Below are 20,364 nucleotides of genomic sequence, written 5' to 3'. Positions count from 1 at the left end.
TGCCTGGAGGACGGTCAGGATGCTCTCGCGCAGCGTGTCCACGCGCGACTCGACGCGTCCCTCTTCCCGTCCTTCGACGCGTCCCTCTTCCCGTCCTTCGACGCGTCCCTCTTCCCGGCCCTCCGTTCGGACGGCGTCGAGGCCGTCGTAGCCTTTGCGCTGGAGAAGGTTGCGGAGGGTCGCCTCGTGGGCCGCTTCGCGATCGTAGAGCACCGTCACGGGGACCGGGTTCTCGAGGATCCCAGGCGCCGTGAGGACTCCTTCCGCGGGGACGACGCGCATCTTCTTGCCGCGCTCGTGGACCTCGACGCGACGCGGCCCGCTCAGACGGATGACCCAGATGAGCTTCGTGCCCGCCGCGTGCAGCTCGACGATCTTGGCCTCCAGCTCCTCCTCGTCCTGTCCGACGTCGGCGTATTCGACCGCGAGCGGCGGCGCTGTCCCCGACCAACCCGGCTTGTCCTCGATCGTGCCGATCGCGATGTCGGGGGCGCGGAGCATCCCTGGCTCGGTCGAGACGCCGAGATCGACCCCGCCCGACACGACCTTCGGATCGGTCTCGAGCGCCGAGCCGCCGACGAGGTTCCGCGTGCTGCCGCGCTGCCCCGTCGGCAGGCAGAGCACCGGGTGTCCGTTCGAGAGCTCGTACGGATCGCCCGAGCGCAGCTGGCTGGCGACGAACGGACCGCGCGCGACCTGCGTCTTCCGGGACATGCAGCGAGCGTAGCAGATGCGATGAGCGTCAGCGGCCGGCGTCGAGGATCGGCGAAGGCGGAGGAGGAGGCGTCGGCGTCGGGGTCGGGCTCGGTGTCGGCACCGGCGTCGGCGCCGGGAAGGGCGGCGGCGTCGGGACCGGGCCCGGCGTGGGACCCGGGTACGGCGGCGTCTGCGCGGGGGTCGGCTCGACGTGCGCGCGCGCGAAGCCGAGCGCGACCGCAGACGACGAGAGCAGGAGCGAGACACCGAACAGGGCCGTGAGGATCTTCGTGCGCCGCATGCCGGTCCCGAATGCATCGCGCGCGCCGCGGCCTCGGGAGCCGCGGCGAAGCGCGCGCACGCGGTCAGCGCGAGGCGAGCAGGAGCGCGACGAGATAGGCCACGATGCCGCCGAGCCACATGCCCGCTCGCGCCCGCATGTGCTCGTGCCACGCCCAGTAGGGGGCGAGGACCGGGACGAAGAGCGCGGCGGCGGCGCGCCAGCGGGGCTGCTTCTTCGCGAGGCCGAAGACGATCGCAGCGTGCACGGTGAGGAGCCACGCGAACGCGATGACGAGGAGACCGACGACGATGATGTCCTTCACGGCGTGCTCGCGTCGAGCATAGCTCGGGGCAACGTCGGCGCGCGCTCCGATGGCGAGGCGTCGAGCAGCTGGTCGGTGACGGCCGCGTCGAGCGAGAGGCTCGGGAGCACCGCCGCGTCGAGCGCCTCCATGTCGCGACCGGCGGCGGCGTCGCGGCGATCGACGCGGCGCGCGTTCGCGGACGAGGCCGGCGCGCCGACCGGCACCTCGTCGCCGTCCGGCGAGACGACCGACGCGCCGCGCGGCTTGCCCTTCGCGAGCGGCTCCGGCTCCGTCACCTCGCTCCCGTCCGCCGCGCGCCACGCGCCCGTCGCCACGAACAGCGTGCCGTCCTCGTCGCGCACCGTCGTCCAGGGCGCGAAGCGCGCCCCGCTCGGCGGCACCACCCAGCGCCCCGCGCGCCACGCCCAGCGTCGCGTCTGCCAGACCCACTCGCCGTCGATCCACACCGCGCCGTCGGTGTCCTGATCGGGCACGACCTCCGCGCGCGCGGGCGGCGGCGGATACGGGACCTGCACCAGCGCCGACGTCGGGTGGCTCGTGTACTTCGGCGTCGGCACCGTGGAGCCGCACGCGATCGCCACACTCATCGCGATCGCCACACCGATGAACCCGAGCATCCGATAGCGCGAGACGTGCACGGCGCGCGGACTAGCACTCCACATACCATCGCAGGTTTGTCCGCGCGGGACGCGAGCCGACGACATGGGCCTGCGGCTTGCTTTGGCGAGGGCCGCTCGACCCGATGATCCGCTCGTCCTTCCTCGCGGCGCTCGGCGCGGCCTTGTTCTTCCTCACGACGGGATGCAAACACGTGCCCGAAGGGCGCTCCTCCGTCGACGCGGTCACCGTCCGCGGCAACGACAAGCTCGACGCCGACGACGTCACCGACAAGATCGCGACGACGCCGAGCGACAAGTTCCTCGGCCTCTTCCGCGGCATCCTCTACGACTACTCCGTCTTCGATCGGAACGTGCTCCAGCGCGACCTCGCGCGCGTCGAGGCGGTCTATCGCGAGCACGGCTTCTTCGAAGCGCATGCGCGCGCGGGACGCATCTACGAGGTCGACGCCAAGCACACGCGCGTCGAGATCGTCGTCGAGGAAGGACCCGCGACCCTGATCCGCGAGGTGCGCGTCGACGGGCTCGACGGCGTCCCGCGCGACATCGCCGACCTCGCGCGGAAGAAGGCGAGCCTCGCGCTCGTGAAGGACGCGCGCTTCGAGCAGGAGGCCTTCGACAAGGCCCTCGCCGAGGTGCGCCGCACGCTGACCGATCGCGGCTACGCCTACGTGAAGGTCGAGAACGACGCGAAGGTGGACCTCGTCGCGCACCGCGCCGACGTCGTCCTCACCGTGAAGCCCGGCGCGCCCTGCGTCCTCGGCCCCGTCACGATCGAGGGCCTCGGCCCGCTGCCGGAGGACCGCGTCCGCCGCACGGCCAACCTCAAAGAGGGCGCGGTCTACTCCGAGGCCGACCTCGACGGCGCGCAGCAGGCGCTGCTCGATCTCGGCGTCTTCGCGTCGGTCGAGGTGAAGCCCGAGCTCCCCGATCCGCCGGCGCCGAACCGCGTCGTCCCGATCCGGATCAAGGCGGAGCCGTCGCGCCTCCGCACGATCCGCCTCGGCGGCGGCTTCGAGTTCGACGCGCTGAAGACCGACGTCCACGGCCTCGTCGGCTGGGAGCACAAGAACTTCTTCGGCGGGCTCCGCACCTTCTCGGTGAGCTTCAAGCCCGGCATCGTGCTCTACCCGATCCGCGTCAACAACATCACCGCGCCGACCAACTTCCTCCCCGAAGGCCGGCTCCGCCTCGAGCTCATGCAGCCCGGCCTCTTCGAGCCGCGCACGAACGGCTTCGTCCGGCCGGAGATCAGCGCGCAGGCGCTCCTCCTCAACCCCAACCCGCCGCCCAACCAGCCCGTCATCGGCTACGCCGAGGCGCGCAACAGCGTCGGCCTCGAGCGCACGATCTGGCGGCTCAGCGGCACGGTCTCGCACAACCTCCAGGCCGCGCAGCCCTTCGTCTACGTCGGCCGAAAAGACCCCACCCTCGGGCCGCTCCTGATCTCGTATCCGGAGCTCCTCCTCGCGATCGACCTCCGGAACGATCGCGTCCACCCGCGAAGAGGCATTTACCTCCTCAATACGCTGCAGGTCGCGGGCGGACCCTTCGGCGGCGGCGCGCGCGACGTGAAGGTGCAGCCCGACCTCCGCGGGTATATCCCGATTACGAAGAAGCGCGTGACGCTCGCGCTCCGCGGATCGTTCGGGTTCTTGTTCGCGCAGAACTACGGCGGCAGCGTCCAGGACCCGCGCAGCGTCTACGAAGGATCGGAGGAGCGGACTCGCGATTATCAATTCACGTTCTTCCGCGGCTTCTTCTCCGGCGGGCCCACCTCGAATCGCGGTTATCCGCTCCGCGGCGTCGGGCCCCACGACTTCGTGCCCTTCCTCTCGCCCGACGCCGAGCTCCAGCGCGTGAACCTCGACTGCGGGCCCGGCGGCGAGTTCGACTGCCGCTCGCCGACCGGCGGCTTCTCGATCTGGGAGGCCTCGGCCGAGGTCCGCTTCGTCGTCGACGGCCCGCTCTCGATGGCCACCTTCTGCGACGCGAGTGACGTTTCGCCACGCCAGACGAACATCCGGCTCAACCACCCGCACCTCTCCTGCGGCGCGGGCGCGCGCTACGACACCCCCGTCGGGCCGGTCCGGCTCGACGTCGGATACCGCATTCCTGGGCTCCAGACGATCGGAGGCCTCACGCGGGAGGAGCGCGAGCCGGAGACCTTCCCGCTTGGCATCCCTATCGCAGTGTCGTTCGGAATCGGTGAGGCCTTCTGAGCATGTCGTCCCATTCCAAGCGTAGTCGGGCCCGGCGCGTCCTCGGGGTCCTCGGCAGCGTCGTCGGCGTCACCGTCACCTTCGTCGCCGGCATCGCCGCCGGCGCGCTCCTCCACCTCGACCTCCCGCTCACGCACCGCCTCGTCACGACGCAGGCGAACGCGATCCTCAAGTCGACGCTCGAGGGCGAGGTCATCGTCGATCGCATCGGCCACATCGGGCTCGACGGCGCCTCCGGGATCAAGGTCCGGGTGAAGGACCCCGAGGGGGTCCAGGTCCTCGACGTGACCGGCGTCCACGCGAAGACCGACGCGCTCGCGATCGCGCGCTCCGCGCTGTTCGGCGACGGGCCGATCGTGATCCCCGTGCATCAGGTCAGGATCGATCACGTCGACGCGAACCTCGACACCGACGGCACGCCGGCCGAGAACCTCCGCCTCGCGAACGCGTTCATGCCGCGCGACGAGACGCCGTCCGATCCGAACGAGCCGCCGGGCCGCGGCGTCCGCGTCGAGGCCCCCGACGTCCAGCTCGGCCACGCGTGGGCGCACGGCGTGCCGCCGGGGGGACAGCCCGTCGACGCCGACGTCCACGGCCTCGTCGCGAAGGCGCACCTCGATCCCGCGCGCCTCGACGCCGAGCTCGTGAAGGTCGCGCTCCAGGCGCGCGCGATCCCGCGCGGGCTCGATCCGAACGGCACCGTGTCGGGCCGCTTCTCGATGCCGATGGAAGGCGACACCCCGCCGATGGCGTTCGAGGCGCGCTTCGACGGCAAGGTCGGCGACATCCCGACGTCCGCGCGCGCGAGCATGAACGGGAGCCGCGTCGACGCCGTCGTCGACGCGCACGACGCGACGGGGGCAGGGACGCAGGCGGTCGTGAGCGAGATCGCGATCCACGACGCGCTCACGCTCCACGCCGAGGCGCACGGCGATCTCCCGCGCGTGGAGGCCAAGGCGAAGCTCACCCTCGGCCGCGCGACGGTCGACGCGAACGCCGTCGTCGTCACCGGCGACACGACGAAGATCCAGGCCACCGTGGCGGCGCGCAACGTCGACGTCCGCGCGATCCAGCCGACCGCTCCGAAGACGGAGCTCGGGCTCGACGCGACCGCCGACGTCGCGATCGAGGGCGACGACGTGAACGGCGTCGCCGCCGTCGACACGCTGCCCGGCGTCGTCGACGGCCAGCGGCTCCCGCCGGTGCAGGTGCGCGCGAAGCTCGCCGGCCGGTCGGCGGAGGCGACCGCGGTCGTCCAGGACGAGGCGATGCCGACGAAGGTGCGCGTCGAGATGCGGCCTCGCGCCGATCGGCCCGACGGCAGGATCATCACCGCGCGCGTCGAGGCGAAGGCGCCCGATCTCCACCGCGTCCCCGTCGTCGGCGCGATGTTCGGCGGCAGCGCCGAGGTCGACGCCTCCGCGAAGCTCACGCTCCCGGAGAACGCGATCGACGCGAAGGCGAAGCTCACCGCGTCGCGCGTCCGCGACACCCAGATCGCGATCGGTGCGGTCACGACCGAGGCGAAGGTGAGCGGGACCCTCGACCGTCCCGTCGTCGACGCCGAGGTGAAGGCGCGCGAGCTCGTGACCGGCACCCTCCCGATCGCGAAGCTGGACGCGGCCGCGCGCGTCGTCCTCGACGGGGACGCGCTCGCGATCGAACGACCGCGCGCCACCGCGGTCCGCCCGACGTCCGACTCCATCGTCGTCGTCGCGCGGCAGGTGAAGATCGAAGGCGCGAACCTCCGCGTCGACGGCGCGCGGATCGAGGGCGTCGGCGCGCCGATCGCGGCGGACGTCGTGAAGAGCGGCGAGGACGTCGACGGCGCGATCGAGGCGCCCGCGATCGACCTCCCGCTCCTCGCGCGCATCGCCGGCCAAGAGGAGCTCGGGATCAAGTCCGGCACCCTCGCGCTCGGGGGCAAGGTCGCGCTCCGTCGCGGCGACGTGAAGGCCGGCGTGCACGTCGAGCTGAAGGACCTCGCGATGCAGGACATGAAGGACGCGAACGCGAAGGTCGACGCCGCGATCGACGGGCGGGAGGTCGCGCTCGACCTCGCGGCGCGCGTCGGCGACACCGGCGAGCTCACGCTGAAGACGGACCACGTCGTGCTCGCGGGGCACGCGACCGATCCGAACGCGTGGAAGCGCGCGCACGGCAAGGTGAGCCTCGACAGCCGCGTCGACCTCGCCAGGGTCGCCGCGTTCGTCGCGCCGGAGAAGCTCCCCGTCGGCGATCTCCGCGGCTTCGTCGTGGTGCAGGGGCGGCTCGGGCGCGATCGTGAGGGCGCGCCGCCGGAGGTGCAGCTCCACGCGCACACGAACGGGCTCGCGCTCGCGGGCGCGCCGGAGCAGCGGGCGGAGCCGATCGGCGACGTGCGCGTCGAGGCGGTCGCGCCGTGGCGCGTCACCGGCGTCGACGTCGGCGTCGACGTGCGCAACGACGCGACGAGCGGGCTCACCAGCGTCGCGTTCCGCGTGACCGACGCGCACGGCGTCCTCGTCGCGTTCGACTCGAAGACCGTCCTCCCCTACGACGAGCTCGTCGCGCGACCGGAGCAGGCGAAGGAGCAGGTCTTCGCCGCGCCGATCTCCGCGCGGCTCGTCGTCCCGCCCCGCCGGCTCGAGGACCTGCCGCCGGTCGTGAACCTCGAGGACACCTCCGGCGCGGTGGAGGCGGAGCTCGAGGCCGGCGGGACGATCCTCGATCCGAAGGTGCGGCTCGTCGCGCGCGGCCGCCGCCTGCGCTCGCCGCAGATGGGGAAGGAGATGCGCTCCGACGTCGACCTCGCGCTCGACTACGACGGCCAGGAGGCGAAGGTCGCGCTGAAGTCCGCCGCCGGCGGCGCGGACCTCCTCACCGTCGCCGCGTCGGTGAAGGCGAAGGCGAAGGACTTCATCGCCGGCACGCCGGGCGGCGCCGCGCCGGACTGGACCGCCTCCGCGAGCGCGCACCTCGCCTCGTTCCCGCTCGAGTCGCTCCCGCCGCTCGCGGAGCAGCGCGTGAAGGGGCGCGTCAGCGGCGACGTCGAGCTCGTCGATCTCCACAAGGACGCGATCGTGAAGGGCCACATCGCGCTCCAGAAGCTGAAGGTCGGCCGCGTCGAATACGAGAAGGGCAACATCGACCTCGAGGCCGGTCGCGGCAAGCTCGCGGCGAAGGTCAGGATCGATCAGAAGGACGGCTTCATCGACGCGAGCGCGAAGAGCGGCATGAGGTGGGGCGCCGAGCTCGCGCCCACGCTCGACGACGAGACGCCGCTCGAGGCCAAGCTCGAGGCGAAGAACTTCGACGCCGCCGCCGCGCAGCCGTTCGTCGCGAGCGCGGTCCCCACCCTCGACGGCCGGCTCGACGCCCACGCCGCCGCGCGCGTCGTCCCCGGCAAACCGGGCGCGGAGCTGGAGGGGAAGATCACGTTCCGCGACGGCACCGTCGGCGTCGCCGCGCTCGGCGACGAGCTCCGGAAGGTGCGCGCGACCGTCACCCTCGCGAAGGACGGCACGATCAAGGTCGACGACGTCTCCGCCTCCGGAGTGCAGGGCGAGGTGCGCGCGAACGCGACCGCGAAGATCGACGGGATGCGCCTCGCGGACGCGGTCGTGAACGTGGACATCCCGAAGAGCAAGCCGTTCGCGTTCTCGCTCCAGGGCCAGCCGATGGGCGACGTCCACGGCACGGTGCGCGTGCGGGCGAAGCAGTCGGCCGACGCGAAGGTCACGTCGATCGCGGTCGAGGTCCCCAAGCTCAACGTCGAGCTCCCGCAGTCGACCAAGACCGGCGTCGCGACGCTCGAGAAGAAGGAGAACGTCCACGTCGGCGTCTATCGCGACGACAAGACGTTCGTGAAGCTGCCGCTCGACAAGCACGACACGCTCCCGCCTCCTTCGATTCGCGCGGAGGATCCCTCGCGGCTCGAGGTCGCGCTGAAGCTGGGGCGCATCGACATCGAGCGCGGGAACCAGGCGCGGGTCGCGCTCGGCGGCGACCTCGCGGTCTCGGTCGGGCAGGACACCCGCATCAAGGGCGAGATCCGCGCGATCGAGGGCTGGGCCGACGTCCAGGGCAAGAAGTTCGAGGTGGAGCGCGCCACGGTGACGTTCGACGGCTCGCCGGACGTCAACCCCGTCGTCCTCGCGACCGCGATGTGGGACGCGCCCGACGGGACGAAGGTCTATGCCGACTTCGTCGGGCCGGTGAAGACGGGCAAGGTCGTCCTCCGCTCCGAGCCGGGCCGCCCGCAGAACGAGATCCTCGCGCTCGTCCTCTTCGGCACCGCCGACGGCGTGAACCCCCGCCCGCACGCGCAGCAAACGCAGAAGGACGGCACGACGACGGCCGCGGTCGGCGTCGGCGGCGGCGTCGCCGCGCAGGGCCTCACCGACGCGCTCGACGACATGGCCGGCATCCAGGCGACCGCGCGCATCGACACGTCGAGCCCGCGCAACCCGCGCCCGGAGGTCGAGTTCCAGGTCTCGTCGAAGGTCGCGATCGCCTTCGGGCACGTCCTCGGCACGCCGCCGATCACGGAGCCAGACCGGAACCTCGCGAAGGTCGAATACCGATTTTACAAGAACTGGTCACTCGAGACTACGGTCGGAGACAGAGGTAAAGGTCAGATGGATGCCATCTGGCAGAAGCGTTATTAGCTGATGAGGGCAAGATGGATAAGCGCGTGAACAAGATGGTGGTGCCGCCGCCGGAGCGGCTCGCGATCGAGGAGGCCTCGACCGTCGACCTCGTCAAGGAGGCCCTCGACGAGGCGAAGGAGCTGGTCCGCCTCGAGGTCGAGCTCGCGAAGACCGAGATCGACGAAGAGATCGCGCGGGCGAAGAAGGCGGCGGTGGGCTTCGCGCTCGCGGGCGCCTTCGGCGTCCTCGCGCTCTGCATGCTCGCGGTCGCGCTCGTGCTCGCCCTCGGAGGGACGCCGCTCACCGCGATCGCGGTCGCGGGCGGTTTCCTGCTCGTCGCGGGGCTCGGCGTCGCGCTCGGCTATTCGGTATTCCCGAAGAAGCCGCTCGCGCATACCCGGGCGCGGCTCGAGAGCGACCTCGAACAGCTGAAGGAGCACCTCGCATGAACGCCGGTAATGGGAAATCGACTCGCCACCGCGCCGAGATCCTCGAGCGCCGCGCCAACGTGGTGCGGTCGCGGCTCCTCCGCGCGGTCGACGCGCTCGATACGCGCCGGCACCAGGTCGAGGAGCTCGGCGCGCGCGCGAAGAAGGCGGCGCTCCCCGCCCTCGCCGGCGCGCTCACGGTCGCGGCGCTCTTCGGCGCGAGCGCGTACGCGCTCGGCGTCGCGGTCCGGCGCCGCCGCCGCCGCTCGCTCGGCGAGCGCGTCGTCCACGCGGTGCGCGAGATGGACCTCGTCGCGCGTCCGTCCTTCTTCCGCGTCGCGGCGGAGAAGGTGGCGCTCGCGGTGCTGACGTACGCGGCGACGGAGCTCGCGCGCCGGGCGACGACGAACTTCGTCGACGGTCGTCTCCTCGATGGACGCCTCGCGGTGGGAGCTGCGCTAGAATCCCATCGCGAGGTCACGTGACGAAGACGAAGACGATCCTCCTCTCGCTCCTCTCGTTGGTCGGGGGCTGCACGTTCAGCGACGCGTCGCTGCTCCCGATCGCCAAGGGCGCGCCGCACACCAACGTGGCGTCGGAGCAGACGCTGACGAGCTCGAACGCGCCGCTCACCGCGTCGGTCTCGCCGCAAGGTCGCGGGCGGCGCGACGAGCGGCGGATCAGCGATCGCGTGCGCGCGGCGATCATCGCGGACCCGGCGCTGAACCAGATGGCGCTCTTTCGGGTCCGGATCGAGACGGAGGGGAACAAGGTCATCCTCGCCGGCATCGTGAACAGCCAGGCCCAGGAGACCGCGCTCCTCGAACGCGTGAAGGGCGTCGAGGGCGTCGAGGGCGTCGACGACCAGATCGAAGTTCTCCCGTCTTTCTGAGGGTCGGCGACGATCCAGGGGTGATCCAGGGCGGTCGGGTCGTTACCGTAATCCTGAATGTTTCCAGTGGATGCGGCGCGTCAGGAGCCGTGGTCCGACAGCTGCACACAGTGGCGGCATGGCAGCTCGCTCGCTCCTCGCTCTCCTCTTCACGGGGCTCCTCGTCGCGTGCGGGTCCGAAGGCGGGAGGGTGGGCGACGAGCACGGAGAGGACGACGCGACCTCCCGCGCGAAGACGGGCTCGGACGGCGACGGCGTCTCGGACGCGGAGGAGGCCGCGGCGGTGCGGGAGCGGCCGTGGGAGATCCTCTCGAACAAGAACGAGACGCTGCTCTCGAACGTGTTCTACGCCGAGCCGAGCGAGAACGAGCAGATCATGCCGTGGACGGTCGACGGCCGCACCCAGATCGATCGCCTGATCTACCCGACGCTCGGCAACCCGAACCTCTACGTGAAGAGCGACGCGAGCGACGAGCTCGTCGTCGTGCTCCGCCTCGAGCCCGACGCGTACGCGCACCTCGCGCCGAACGTCCTAGCCGACGGCGCGGTGACGTTGAAGGACGACGCCGAGGACGCGCTCGCCTTCTTCCTCGTCGCGCGCGCGGCGCGGGCGGCGGCGGAGGCGAAGACGGCGCAGGAGGCGAAGGCGGGCGTCTTCCGGATCAAGCCGGCGCGCATCGTCCAGAGCCCGGAGCCGAGCGACATGCCCGTCGCGCTCAAGAAGCGCCACACGCTCCGCGCGATCTTCGACCGCGCCGCGATGGCGGACGTCCCGGCCGATCTCTACGACACGCGCTTCGAGGTCCGGAAGGGCGGCGCGCTCTTCGCGAACGTCTACGAGTACCAGTACAACGCGGTGCGCGTGTTCGACGACGTCAAAGAGGAATACACCGCGCTCAACGTGACCGATACCCAAGTATCGGTCAGCGCCGAATACAAGACGCTCACCGCCGAGAAGCTGGAGGACTTCGTCGACGGCGTGAACGCGGAGACCAGCCCCGACGTGAAGAACGCCGCCTTCATCACGTTCAACGGCGACCTCCACAACGGAGGCTCGCCCGGCTCGATCTTCCAGCGCAACGTCGCGACGACGTACATGCGTGAAGCCTCCCGCGTCCTCGGCGCGCTCAAGCGACTTCGATTGCCGATCTTCCTCACCGCCGGCAACCACGACGGGTACGCCGCGATCGGCCACGTCCCCGCCGCCGTCGCCGCGATCGACGCGCGGGCGGGCTCGTCGCTCGAGGAGGTCATCGACGATCAGAACGCGATCGCCTGGCCCGGTTATTCGTTCAGCGACTATTCGGCATTCCTCGCCCGCACCGCGGCGACGCCCGGCGGCCTCCCCAAGGACATCGTCGCCGGCTCGTTCGAGCGGCTCCCGGGCGACTCGTTCGGCGCGGGGTGGACGAGCGTGCCGCGCGCCGATCGCAACATGGTCCTCTACGACGGCTTCTACCAGTGGCAGAAGACGTACGGCCCGCTCACGTCGTCGTGGACGTTCGGCAAGAACCGCTACGTGTCGATGAACTCCTACGAGCTCCGCCAGCACCGCCGCACGGGCTGGGGCATGTACACAGTCAATTACGGCGGCGGCATGTCGAAGGTGCAGCTCGAGTGGCTCGATCGCGAGCTCGTGCGCGGCAAGGCGGCGGGGGAGGACGTCGTGCTCCTCATGCACCACGACCCGCGCGGCGGGCACAAGGGCGAGGACCACGGCTACTACATGCCGGTCGTCGACTACCGCGGCATCGGCCAGAGCACGCTGAACTACCTCCTCTCGGAGCAGCTCACGCCCCTCGTCTGCAAGAAGCCGGAGCTCTCGATGTCGGTCGACGAGCGTGACAGCTGCCGCCACGACGGCCTCCAGGAGTGGATGGCGCCGGACGGCGAGCTCGACAAAGACGGCGCCGGCTACTTCATGTCCGGCGTCGAGCTGCTCCGCCGCATTTCCGCGAGCGCGCAGGTCCGCACGCTCGTCCTCGGCCACGTGCACTTCAACAGCCTCGAGGTGCTCGTCGAGGACGATCCGCTCGTCCCGAACCGGCTCTCGCTCGAGGGGAGCGCGGACGGAGGGGCGCGCGAGCTCGCGGTGCTCCGCTTCGGCGCCGGCTCCGACCTCTCCGATCAGAAGTACGAGGGGAAGCCGCTCTTCGGCTACGCGGTGCTGCACGTGACGAAGGAGACGGACACGCCGCGCATCAACGCCGCGACGTACTTCGCGCACGGCGCCGCGCCGGCGTCCTTCGCGAAGGTGCTCTCGGTCGACATCGATCGCACGAAGAGCCTGCGCCCGAAGGACGCCGCGAATCCGCTCGACAAGGTCTTCGATTGGTAGACAATCGGTCGGGATGAATCATGTGGGGACGCTCGTTCGTGGGCTGATCGGTCTCGTCTTCGCGATCGGTTTGATTTCGTGCGTGGTGAAGCCGCAGCCGGCGGGCCCGGCGGAGGAGCACGACTACAACGCGGTCGAAGGCTCGATGCAGGGGAAGGCGCCCCTCGTCATTTCGAACTACACGCCGCATCACATCCAGTACGTCGACCTCGAGCTCGCCGACGTGCCGCCGGGCGGGCGCACCGAGAGCGGCACCATTTACCTCGGCGAGAACTACCACTCGAAGCGCCCCGTCATCGCGCCGTCCTCGACCCAGGACTTCAAGGTGAAGCCGGGCGTGTGGCTCGTGACCCTCCGGAGCCACAAGTTCGTCGAGGTCCTGCTGAAGAAGAAGCTCCACCTGACCGAAGCGGGCACGCGCGTCCTCGTCTACGAAGGGGACAAGCCGCCGCCCGAGGCGCCGCCGGCGCCCGCGGGCTACACCGCCGTCGAGACGACCGCGACCTACTACGCGCAGAGCAAGGCGCACGCGCGCGTCGCGGCGATCGAGCATGATCAGCAGGCGGCGCGCACCGCGGCCGGCCACAAGGAGTGCGCGGCGAAGGTGCCGGCGGCGGACAAGCCGGCGCCGGGCAAGGTGAGGGTCGACGGCCGGTGGACGTGCGTGATCGGCGGGACGTGGACCGGCACCGATCACATGAACATCGTGCAGCTCGCCGACGGGAAGATCACGGCGACGATCACGGGCGGCCCCGACGCGTCGCGCACGTGGAGCGGCGCCGTCGTCGGGAGCGAGCTCCAGTTCCGCTACGCCGACGACTCCTACTCCGGCGGCCGCCTCAAGCTCGACCCCGGCGGCCGCGCAATGACCGGCGACGCCGTCGCGATGAACAAGGGCGGCGACTGCAAACCCTTCACCCTCACGTGCACGAAGAACTGAGGCGACGATCAGGGGAACGAGCGCGATGACGCCGAGAAGCCGAGGTACACGCCGTAGTTTCCGTCGCGGAACTGATTCGAGCGGCCGGCCGTCATCCCGAGGTCGAACCAGAAGTCGTTCGACTGCGCCCAGACGACGCCCGAGCTCGGATTGGCGCTCCGAGCGGTGAGCATCGGGACCTGGAATTCCCACCGGAAGTGTCCGTCGCTCCCGCGCGGGTAGAAATTCCAAGCGACGTCACGGAGGGCGGAGATCTGCCAGTTCCAGGTCCCCGTGATGTGATGTGACCGGAAAATGCTCGGGAGCCAGCCTCCGTTGGCGGCGGTCGACGCGGCCTCGAGGAGCCAGGGCGCGCGCGTCGCCGCGGCGAGGATCAAGAGCGGCGTGCCCTCGACGAGCGAGATGAGCCCTGGCGAGCGAAGCCGCACCGAGAGCCCGACGTTCGAGTTTGGACTCTCGAACATGCGTGTTCCCAGCGCGACGGCGCCGACCTCGACGAACATCAAGCTGTTCATCGGATCCGTGCTGATGCCGCCGAGGCCGACGCCGGCGCGTAGCGTCGCGCGCGCCCGTCCGATCGCGCCCTCGCCGCCCGAATCGATGCGCGTGAAGCCCGTGCCGCCGTCGACCGCCGCCGCCGCGCCGATGAAGAGCCCGACCTCCGCACGAAAGCGTGGGAGCTCCGGGCTACGTGCGCTCGGAATCGGCTCGAGCTGCAGCACCTCCTGGATCGGGCCGGCGACGCGAGCGATCCCGGCGAGCCCCTGCGGGGTGTGCTTGCCGCCGACGCACGAGTCGAACGACTCGTCTCCGGCCGGGAGGAAGGCCGCGAGCCGATGGGCGGCGTCCGCTGGCGTGCGCTGCGACGCAACGAGCAGCACCTGTCGGAGGCTCGTGAAGACGGCGGCGGCGGCGAAATCGAGATCAGTCGTCGTCATGTTCGCGTCGCCGTGCGTGACGTGGTGAGCGACCGAGTACGGACCCGCCGGCGGCGACGCGAGGTCGACCCAGCGTGTCGTCTCGACGCCGCGGTCACAATAGTAGTCGTGCGTTCCGATTCGAACGCTCTCGCTCCGAAGCGGCAGACGGACTCCGCCCATCCCTTCGTCACCCCAATGGCCGACGACGTGCCCCGCAGCAAAAGAGTCTTCGAGGAAGTGAAGCGCAAAGACCTCGGCGAGGAACGCGCGCTTCAGCAGGCCCGGACGCTCCGGCTTCCCCTTCGCGGCCTCGGCTTCGGCGGCGAGCCTCAGCGCGGCGAGGTGGTAGGTCGCATAGAACGCGGTCGCGTTCGAGAGCGCGTCCGGCGCGAGGGATTGCTCGAGGAACGCCGTGAGAGAGGTCTCTGCGCCGGGAGCTCTCGCTAGTTGGAAATGCCCATCGTCGCCCTTCGCGCGAGAGGTGTACTTCGGATCGGCGTTCTGCAGTTGGAGGTTCAGGCGACGCCGGACGAAGTTGCGGGTGGAGTAGTCGCCGTCGTCCAGCTTCTTTCGGTCGTTGCTGTACGTGTAGCCGGCGGCGTCCTTCGTCCCGTCGGTCAGGATGTCGATGACGTTCAGCCGGCGGCGGTTCTTCGGATTGTCGCCGTTGAGCTCCGCGTCCTCGTCCCACGCGACACGGCGGACCTCCCAGTACCAGTGGTCGCGTTCGTTGTCGCCATGACGGTCCTTCTTCGTCGGCTCGTTCGAAGCCGCGAGCTCTCGCGCGAGCTCCACGGGAGTGCAGGCGTGGTCGCCGGCGATGGCGACGAAGTCGCTCATCAATGCGAGGCAGTCCGTCTCGTTGATGGATCCTTCCCGCGCGCAGAGGTCGGTCATGCTCGCGAGCTCGTCGAAGATGGCGCGCACCTCGCCGTCTCGAGTGAGCGTGGTGAGCGCCTGCTCCGTTATTTGCGAGTGCTCGGAGAAGATGAAAGCGGAGGCCGGTCGAGATCCCAGGAGGACCGGCGTGGCGAGCATCAGCCCGAGGACGGTGTGACGCAGCATCGAGCGCAACCTATTCGGTTCGGAGCCGCTCCGCCATCACCCCTGGGGGTGATAAGGGTTATCTCGTAGAGCCGGTATAATTGGTATAGGCGATTTTTCGGACATCATCGTTCGTGTATCGTCGCGCCGTGCGAGCTCGTCATTCGTCGTGGTGTTTGCTGCTCCTCCTCTCCGCGTGTCGCGACCTGCCGCCCGTGATCGCGCGGTCGGCGGCGCCGGGGCCGATCGTGTGCGCGCAGCCGCTCGGCCGGGAGCGGGGCCGGACCATCGATTGGTCGTTCGAGCACGGGCTCGAGGGATGGCAGTCCGACGCCGGCGCGCAGCCCGCGTGTGGGCTCGTGATGGCCGATCGCGTGAAGCGTCTCGAGCCGCTCTCGCCGGCGGGCAGCTACTGGCGCACGCCGATCGACGTCGGGCAGGAGGGCCAGTGCCGCCTCGACACGGGCCTCGAGCGTCGCGCGCAGGCGATCGTTTCGCCGACGTTCACGCTCGCGCATCGCTACCTCTCGCTGCGCGTCGGCGGCGGCGGACCGGGACGCAGCGTCCAGCTCGAGCTGGAGGAGAACGGCTTCGCCCCCGTCATCGTCGTGAACGGCAGCGGCAACGTTCAACTCGGCGCCGTCGTCTGGGACGTCGCCGCGTACCGCGGCAAGACCGCGCGGCTCCGCGTGCTCGACGACGGGAGCGCGCCCGACGGTATCCTCGTCGACGCGATCTACGACTCGGAGGAGACGCCGGCGCCCGCGCCCGCGCCGGTGTGGGGATTCGCGGACACGCACGCGCATCCGCTCAGCCAGCATGGATTCGGAACGCACGTCCTCGTCGGGCAGAACGAAGGACCGTTCGACGCTGCGCTCGCGGACTGTCGCCGCGAGCATGGCACGCGCGGCCTCGGCGTCGACGGGAAGGCGGGCGCGATGATGGCGCTGTTCGAGCCTTCGACGGACGGCTTGCCCGGCCATGTCACGGGTGGTGCGGCGCGCTTCGAGGGCTGGCCCTGGTTCGCGACGCAGACGCATCAGCAGATGCACGTCGACTGGATCCGACGCGCCTGGCGCGGTGGGCAGCGCATCATGATCGCGCTCGCGGTTCACAACGAGCTGCTCGCGCGCGAGTTCCGTGGAGCGGAGCCGAAGGACGACATGCCGGCGGCGGTGAAGCAGCTCGTCGAGACGCGCGCCTTCGTGGGCCGACACGGCGACTTCATGGAGATCGCCGAGACGCCCGCGGACGCGCGCCGGATCGTAGGTGCGGGAAAGCTCGCGGTGGTCCTCGGCGTCGAGGTCGACGCGATCGGCGGGTGCCGTCGTGCGGAGGACTGTCATCGTTCCCGCGCGCTCGCCGGCGTCGACGAGCTGTATCGGCTCGGGGCGCGGCACTTCTTCCCGATCCACCTCGCCGACAATGCGTTTGGCGGTGCGGCCGTCTATCACGAGGGAGTCTTCAACCTGCTGACCTGGTGGATGACGGGCCACTATCAGCGCGTCATCCACGACGACTCGGTCGCTTTTGCCTTTTCGCTCGAGCAGCAGGCGCTTCCGGTCTGGGGCGCGCAGCTCCTGCAAAAGCCCAATCGCTACGGCGGCGCGCCGTTCGACCCGCCGATGGGCGACTACAAAAGCATCGCCGGCGGGCACATCAACGGAGTGGGCCTGACCGACTTGGGATTCGAGGTGATCGACGAGCTGCGGCGGCGAGGGGCGGTCGTCGACGTCGATCACATGAGCGAGCTCGCGCGGATGGATACGCTCGAGCACTTCGCGACGACGTGCACGCCGGTGGCGATGGGCCACTCGTGGCTGCGCGATCTCGGGTATTCGGTCAACGAGTCCGAGGATTCGACCAAGCTGCGGAGCGAGCCGATGAAGACCGGCAACGAGCTCGGTTGGGTGCGGGGGCTCGGCGGAGTCGTCAATCCGATTACCAATCAGGGCGACGTCCGGAGCGTGCTGCCCGGCCCCGAGTGTCAGGGGGCCTCGACCTCGTGGATGAACGCGTATGCGTATACCGTCGAGAGGATGGAGGGGACCGGCGTCGGGTTCGGCAGCGACATGAACGGCCTCGCGCAGGAACCGCTCCCACGTTTCGGTCCGTGGGCGTGCTCGGCGCGGCTCCGCGTCGGCGGCGGGAAAGACGACGCGCGGCGGCTCCCGGCGCGATCGATGCGCGAGACGCTGCGCGCGGACGCGGACGCGCAGGAGGCGGGGGTGACCTACGACCGGCCGATCACCTCCGCGAGCGTGCACCGCTTCTTCGGTCCCAAGAGCGACCACGCGGCCTACACGGCGACCGAGCGCGCGGTATGGATCGGGATCGCGCGCTGCAAGGCGGGCGCGACGGCGGCGGTCGAGCGAGACCTGAAGGAGGAACGTGGTGTCGTCGGTCCCGTCGCGGCGGGGATGTGCGGCCGTCCGGTCACCGGCGACGCGATCTGGTGGGAAGCGGCCTCGCGCGTCGCCGCCGCCAAGCCGCGGCCGCAGGAGCCGCGCGATCTACGGCGCGCGTACGACACCGTGAAGGCGGTCGCGCTGCAGTGGTCTCGGATGGAGAGCGGCAACGTCGACGCGCCGCTCGAGCGCTACGTCATCCCGAACGTCCGCGACTACGACTACAACCTCGACGGGCTCGCGCACTACGGCCTCGTTCCGGACTTCCTGCAGGACGTCTCGAACCAGCTGCGGGTACGCAACGCGCGCGTGAAGGACCTCCGCGCCGCCTTTCAATCGGCGGAGGCGTACATCCGGATGTGGGAGCGCGCCGAGGCGTCGAAACGGTAATGCGCTCTACTTCGCCGGCGGCGGGTTCAGGTACGCGATGTCCTTGCAGCAGCGGAATCCCAAGTGGTAATTCACGTGGCCGGCGCTCTCGAGCGGCTCGACGTGCCAGCGTGGGTCGAAATTGCAGTGATCGGGATAGGCGCCTGTCTTGTTCGTCGTCGTCGCGGGGACCGGCTCGCCTGGCTCGCGCGCGAGCTCGTTGTAGAACCACGCCGAGCCTTTTAGCTGGGTGACGACCTTGTTCGTCGCCTTGTCGCGGCGCATCATGACCTCGGCGACGTTGCCGTGCTGATCGAACACGCCGAAGCGTGATCGGCATTTCGGGTAGGCGCCGCTCGGCTCGGTGTCCGTCGTGCAGGTCTTCCACGTCGTCTGCGCGTCCTGGACGACGCACGGCTGCCGGTGGCGCAGGTTGGTGTGGCAGATCTCGATGTCGAGCTTGTTGCCGTAAGCGTACTTCCAGTCTTCGCCGCCCTCCGGGTCGCCGCGGCAGGCGATGTTCCACTCGATGTCGGAGCAGAGGCGCTTGCCCTGGAGCTCGCACACCTTCTTCGCGAGCGGCGGCTGCGTCCACACCATCGGGAGCTCGCACGCCTTGTTCGGGAACTCGAAGATGTCGACGCAGTACCAGGCCTCCTTGCCCTTGATCCAGACCGGGACCATGTTCTCGGCCCCACACTTCTCCTTCTGCTCGGGCGTCTGGAGCGTGATGCCGGCGAGGCCCTCGAGGCACTTCTCCTTCGAGATGGAGTGCTGGGCGATCGCCTTGTTGCCCTGGTTCGCGAACTGCGGGCCCTTCGGCTGGAACATGCGCTTCAAGAACGCCTGCGCCTGGATCGTCTTCTCCTCCTGCTCCGTGAACTTCCGGATCTCGAAGAGCGAGAGCATCTCCTCCGTCGACTCCTTGTGGCTCGTCATCGGGTCGGAGTAGACGATCGGCGCGCCCGTGTCGGCCGGCCCTGCGTCGAGGATCGCGCGGGCGGCGGCCTCGATCGCGGCGTCGGTCGAGCTCCCGCCGGCGGCCGCGTCGACCGCGGGCGCCTTCGTGTCGGGGACGTTGTCGTGCGGCGGCTGCGTGGGGCTGCACGCAAGCACGACCGCTGCACCGCCGAACCACGCCACCGCCCAGCCACGCCTCCCGAGGAGCATCTGCACGACTCTAGCAACGCCTCACCGCCCGGGCGCCTTTCCTGCGAAGCACCTCATTGCAACGAGCGCGCCTGGGATTTAGGTTCATCCGACGATGGCCGAGGACTTCTACGGCGTGCTGGGCGTCTCCAAGGGCGCCGAGGCCGATGCGATCAAGAAGGCGTATCGGAAGCTCGCGCGCGATCTCCACCCCGACAAGAACCCGGGGAACAAGGAGGTCGAGGCGCGCTTCAAGAAGGTCAACCGTGCCTACGAGACGCTGAGCGACCAGAAGAAGCGCGCCCTCTACGACGAGTTCGGCGAGGACGCGCTCCGCGAGGGCTTCGACGCCGACAAGGCGCGCGCCTACAAACAGTGGGGTAGCGGCGGTGGTGGCGGCGGAAACCCGTTCGCCGGCGGCGGCTTCCGCGGGCGCGCGCATCAGGTCAACCTCGAGGACCTCTTCGGCGGCGGCGTGGGCGGCGCGGACTTCGGCGACCTCTTCGGCCGGAGCGCCGGTCGCTCGCGCGGGCCGATGAAGGGCGAGGACCTCGAGCAGGAGCTCACCGTCGACTTCGACGCGGCGGTGAAGGGCACCACGCTCCAGCTCCGGCAGCACGGCGCGACCGAGACCGTCACCGTGCGCGTCCCGCCCGGCGCCGACAACGGCAGCCGCCTCCGCATCCCGGGGCAGGGCGGCCGCTCGCCGAACGGCGGGCCGTCCGGGGACCTCATCCTCGTCATCAAGGTGACGCCTCATCCGCTCTTCAAGCGCGAGGGAGACGACCTCCACATCGAGGTGCCGATCCACGTGAGCGAGGCGATCAAGGGCGCGAAGGTGAAGGTCCCGACCTTCGAGGGCGCGGTCGCGGTGAAGGTCCCCGCCGGGACGCAGTCGGGCGGCGTCCTCCGCGTGCGCGGGAAGGGCGTCGAGCGGAAGGGGCGTCCGAAGGGCGATCTCTACGTCCACTTCGTCGTCCACGTCCCGACGAAGGCCTCGCCCGAGCTCGAACGCATCGCGGACGAGATCGCGAAGCTCGAAGATCCGAACCTCCGCTCGAAGCTCGAGTCGACCGCGGTCTGACGTATCGCCTATTCTCGC

The 20,364-nt window shown here is 70.1% G+C and carries 14 protein-coding genes and 1 pseudogene; 9 read left to right on the top strand and 6 right to left on the bottom strand.

What is annotated here, in order from left to right:
* Positions 1-3 precede the first annotated feature (3 nt).
* From KF837_41525 to KF837_41510, 4 genes and pseudogenes are all read right to left on the bottom strand, one after another.
* A pseudogene (locus tag KF837_41525) lies at positions 4-714 on the bottom strand (Uma2 family endonuclease).
* 28 nt (positions 715-742) lie between these two features.
* On the bottom strand, positions 743-997 hold the full coding sequence (locus KF837_41520; GenBank protein ID MBX3233877.1) for a hypothetical protein: 255 nt from the start codon (positions 995-997) through the stop codon (positions 743-745).
* Between the two features lie 64 nt (positions 998-1,061).
* On the bottom strand, positions 1,062-1,301 hold the full coding sequence (locus KF837_41515; GenBank protein ID MBX3233876.1) for a hypothetical protein: 240 nt from the start codon (positions 1,299-1,301) through the stop codon (positions 1,062-1,064).
* Complete coding sequence (locus KF837_41510; GenBank protein ID MBX3233875.1) at positions 1,298-1,942, bottom strand: YXWGXW repeat-containing protein; 645 nt, start codon at positions 1,940-1,942, stop codon at positions 1,298-1,300. Before KF837_41510 ends, KF837_41515 begins: the two co-directional genes overlap by 4 nt.
* Positions 1,943-2,046: 104 nt before the next feature.
* Here KF837_41510 and KF837_41505 point away from each other — a divergent pair, with 104 nt between their 5' ends.
* From KF837_41505 to KF837_41475, 7 genes are all read left to right on the top strand, one after another.
* Positions 2,047-4,143 (top strand): BamA/TamA family outer membrane protein, encoded by a 2,097-nt coding sequence (locus KF837_41505; protein ID MBX3233874.1) that lies wholly within the window; start codon positions 2,047-2,049, stop codon positions 4,141-4,143.
* A gap of 2 nt (positions 4,144-4,145) precedes the next feature.
* Positions 4,146-8,792 carry a translocation/assembly module TamB domain-containing protein gene (locus tag KF837_41500; GenBank protein MBX3233873.1) on the top strand — a complete coding sequence of 1,549 codons (4,647 nt, stop codon included), beginning with the start codon at positions 4,146-4,148 and terminating at the stop codon, positions 8,790-8,792.
* 14 nt (positions 8,793-8,806) lie between these two features.
* Positions 8,807-9,223: a phage holin family protein gene (locus tag KF837_41495; GenBank protein MBX3233872.1), complete on the top strand. Its 417-nt coding sequence runs from the start codon at positions 8,807-8,809 to the stop codon at positions 9,221-9,223.
* Positions 9,220-9,687 (top strand): hypothetical protein, encoded by a 468-nt coding sequence (locus KF837_41490; protein ID MBX3233871.1) that lies wholly within the window; start codon positions 9,220-9,222, stop codon positions 9,685-9,687. The genes KF837_41495 and KF837_41490 overlap by 4 nt, the downstream gene beginning before the upstream one ends.
* Positions 9,684-10,094 carry a BON domain-containing protein gene (locus KF837_41485; GenBank protein ID MBX3233870.1) on the top strand — a complete coding sequence of 137 codons (411 nt, stop codon included), beginning with the start codon at positions 9,684-9,686 and terminating at the stop codon, positions 10,092-10,094. The genes KF837_41490 and KF837_41485 overlap by 4 nt, the downstream gene beginning before the upstream one ends.
* Positions 10,095-10,212: 118 nt before the next feature.
* Entirely contained in the window at positions 10,213-12,432 is a 2,220-nt protein-coding gene (locus tag KF837_41480) for a metallophosphoesterase (protein ID MBX3233869.1), read from the top strand.
* 13 nt (positions 12,433-12,445) lie between these two features.
* Positions 12,446-13,372 (top strand): hypothetical protein, encoded by a 927-nt coding sequence (locus tag KF837_41475; protein MBX3233868.1) that lies wholly within the window; start codon positions 12,446-12,448, stop codon positions 13,370-13,372.
* 8 nt (positions 13,373-13,380) lie between these two features.
* Here KF837_41475 and KF837_41470 read toward each other — a convergent pair whose 3' ends face one another.
* Positions 13,381-15,357, bottom strand: a complete 1,977-nt coding sequence (locus KF837_41470) for a hypothetical protein (protein MBX3233867.1) — start codon at positions 15,355-15,357, stop codon at positions 13,381-13,383.
* A gap of 128 nt (positions 15,358-15,485) precedes the next feature.
* On the opposite strand from KF837_41470, the gene KF837_41465 reads away from it, so the two are divergent.
* A complete protein-coding gene (locus tag KF837_41465; protein ID MBX3233866.1) occupies positions 15,486-18,134 on the top strand; it encodes a membrane dipeptidase in 2,649 nt (882 codons plus the stop codon).
* A 6-nt stretch (positions 18,135-18,140) separates the two neighbouring features.
* Here the strand turns inward: KF837_41465 and KF837_41460 are convergent, their stop codons facing one another.
* A complete protein-coding gene (locus KF837_41460; GenBank protein MBX3233865.1) occupies positions 18,141-19,289 on the bottom strand; it encodes an SUMF1/EgtB/PvdO family nonheme iron enzyme in 1,149 nt (382 codons plus the stop codon).
* Between the two features lie 88 nt (positions 19,290-19,377).
* Between KF837_41460 and KF837_41455 the strand changes: the two genes are divergently transcribed.
* Complete coding sequence (locus KF837_41455; protein ID MBX3233864.1) at positions 19,378-20,346, top strand: J domain-containing protein; 969 nt, start codon at positions 19,378-19,380, stop codon at positions 20,344-20,346.
* Positions 20,347-20,364: the final 18 nt, after the last annotated feature.

Origin of the sequence: Labilithrix sp., from assembly GCA_019637155.1 — a bacterium.
Taxonomy (GTDB): Bacteria; Myxococcota_A; Polyangia; order Polyangiales; family Polyangiaceae; genus Labilithrix.
The sequence above is the reverse complement of the archived record's forward strand: the minus strand, read 5'-3'. Positions and strand labels throughout refer to the sequence as shown.

What these genes read in the sequence shown, in the direction of transcription:
- KF837_41500 (MBX3233873.1), top strand. Translation starts at nt 4,146, where the DNA reads ATGTCGTCCCATTCCAAGCGTAGTCGGGCCCGGCGCGTCCTCGGGGTC.
- KF837_41495 (MBX3233872.1), top strand. Translation starts at nt 8,807, where the DNA reads ATGGATAAGCGCGTGAACAAGATGGTGGTGCCGCCGCCGGAGCGGCTC.
- KF837_41455 (MBX3233864.1), top strand. Translation starts at nt 19,378, where the DNA reads ATGGCCGAGGACTTCTACGGCGTGCTGGGCGTCTCCAAGGGCGCCGAG.
- KF837_41470 (MBX3233867.1), bottom strand. Translation starts at nt 15,357, where the DNA reads ATGCTGCGTCACACCGTCCTCGGGCTGATGCTCGCCACGCCGGTCCTC.
- KF837_41480 (MBX3233869.1), top strand. Translation starts at nt 10,213, where the DNA reads ATGGCAGCTCGCTCGCTCCTCGCTCTCCTCTTCACGGGGCTCCTCGTC.
- KF837_41475 (MBX3233868.1), top strand. Translation starts at nt 12,446, where the DNA reads ATGAATCATGTGGGGACGCTCGTTCGTGGGCTGATCGGTCTCGTCTTC.
- KF837_41520 (MBX3233877.1), bottom strand. Translation starts at nt 997, where the DNA reads ATGCGGCGCACGAAGATCCTCACGGCCCTGTTCGGTGTCTCGCTCCTG.
- KF837_41505 (MBX3233874.1), top strand. Translation starts at nt 2,047, where the DNA reads ATGATCCGCTCGTCCTTCCTCGCGGCGCTCGGCGCGGCCTTGTTCTTC.
- KF837_41490 (MBX3233871.1), top strand. Translation starts at nt 9,220, where the DNA reads ATGAACGCCGGTAATGGGAAATCGACTCGCCACCGCGCCGAGATCCTC.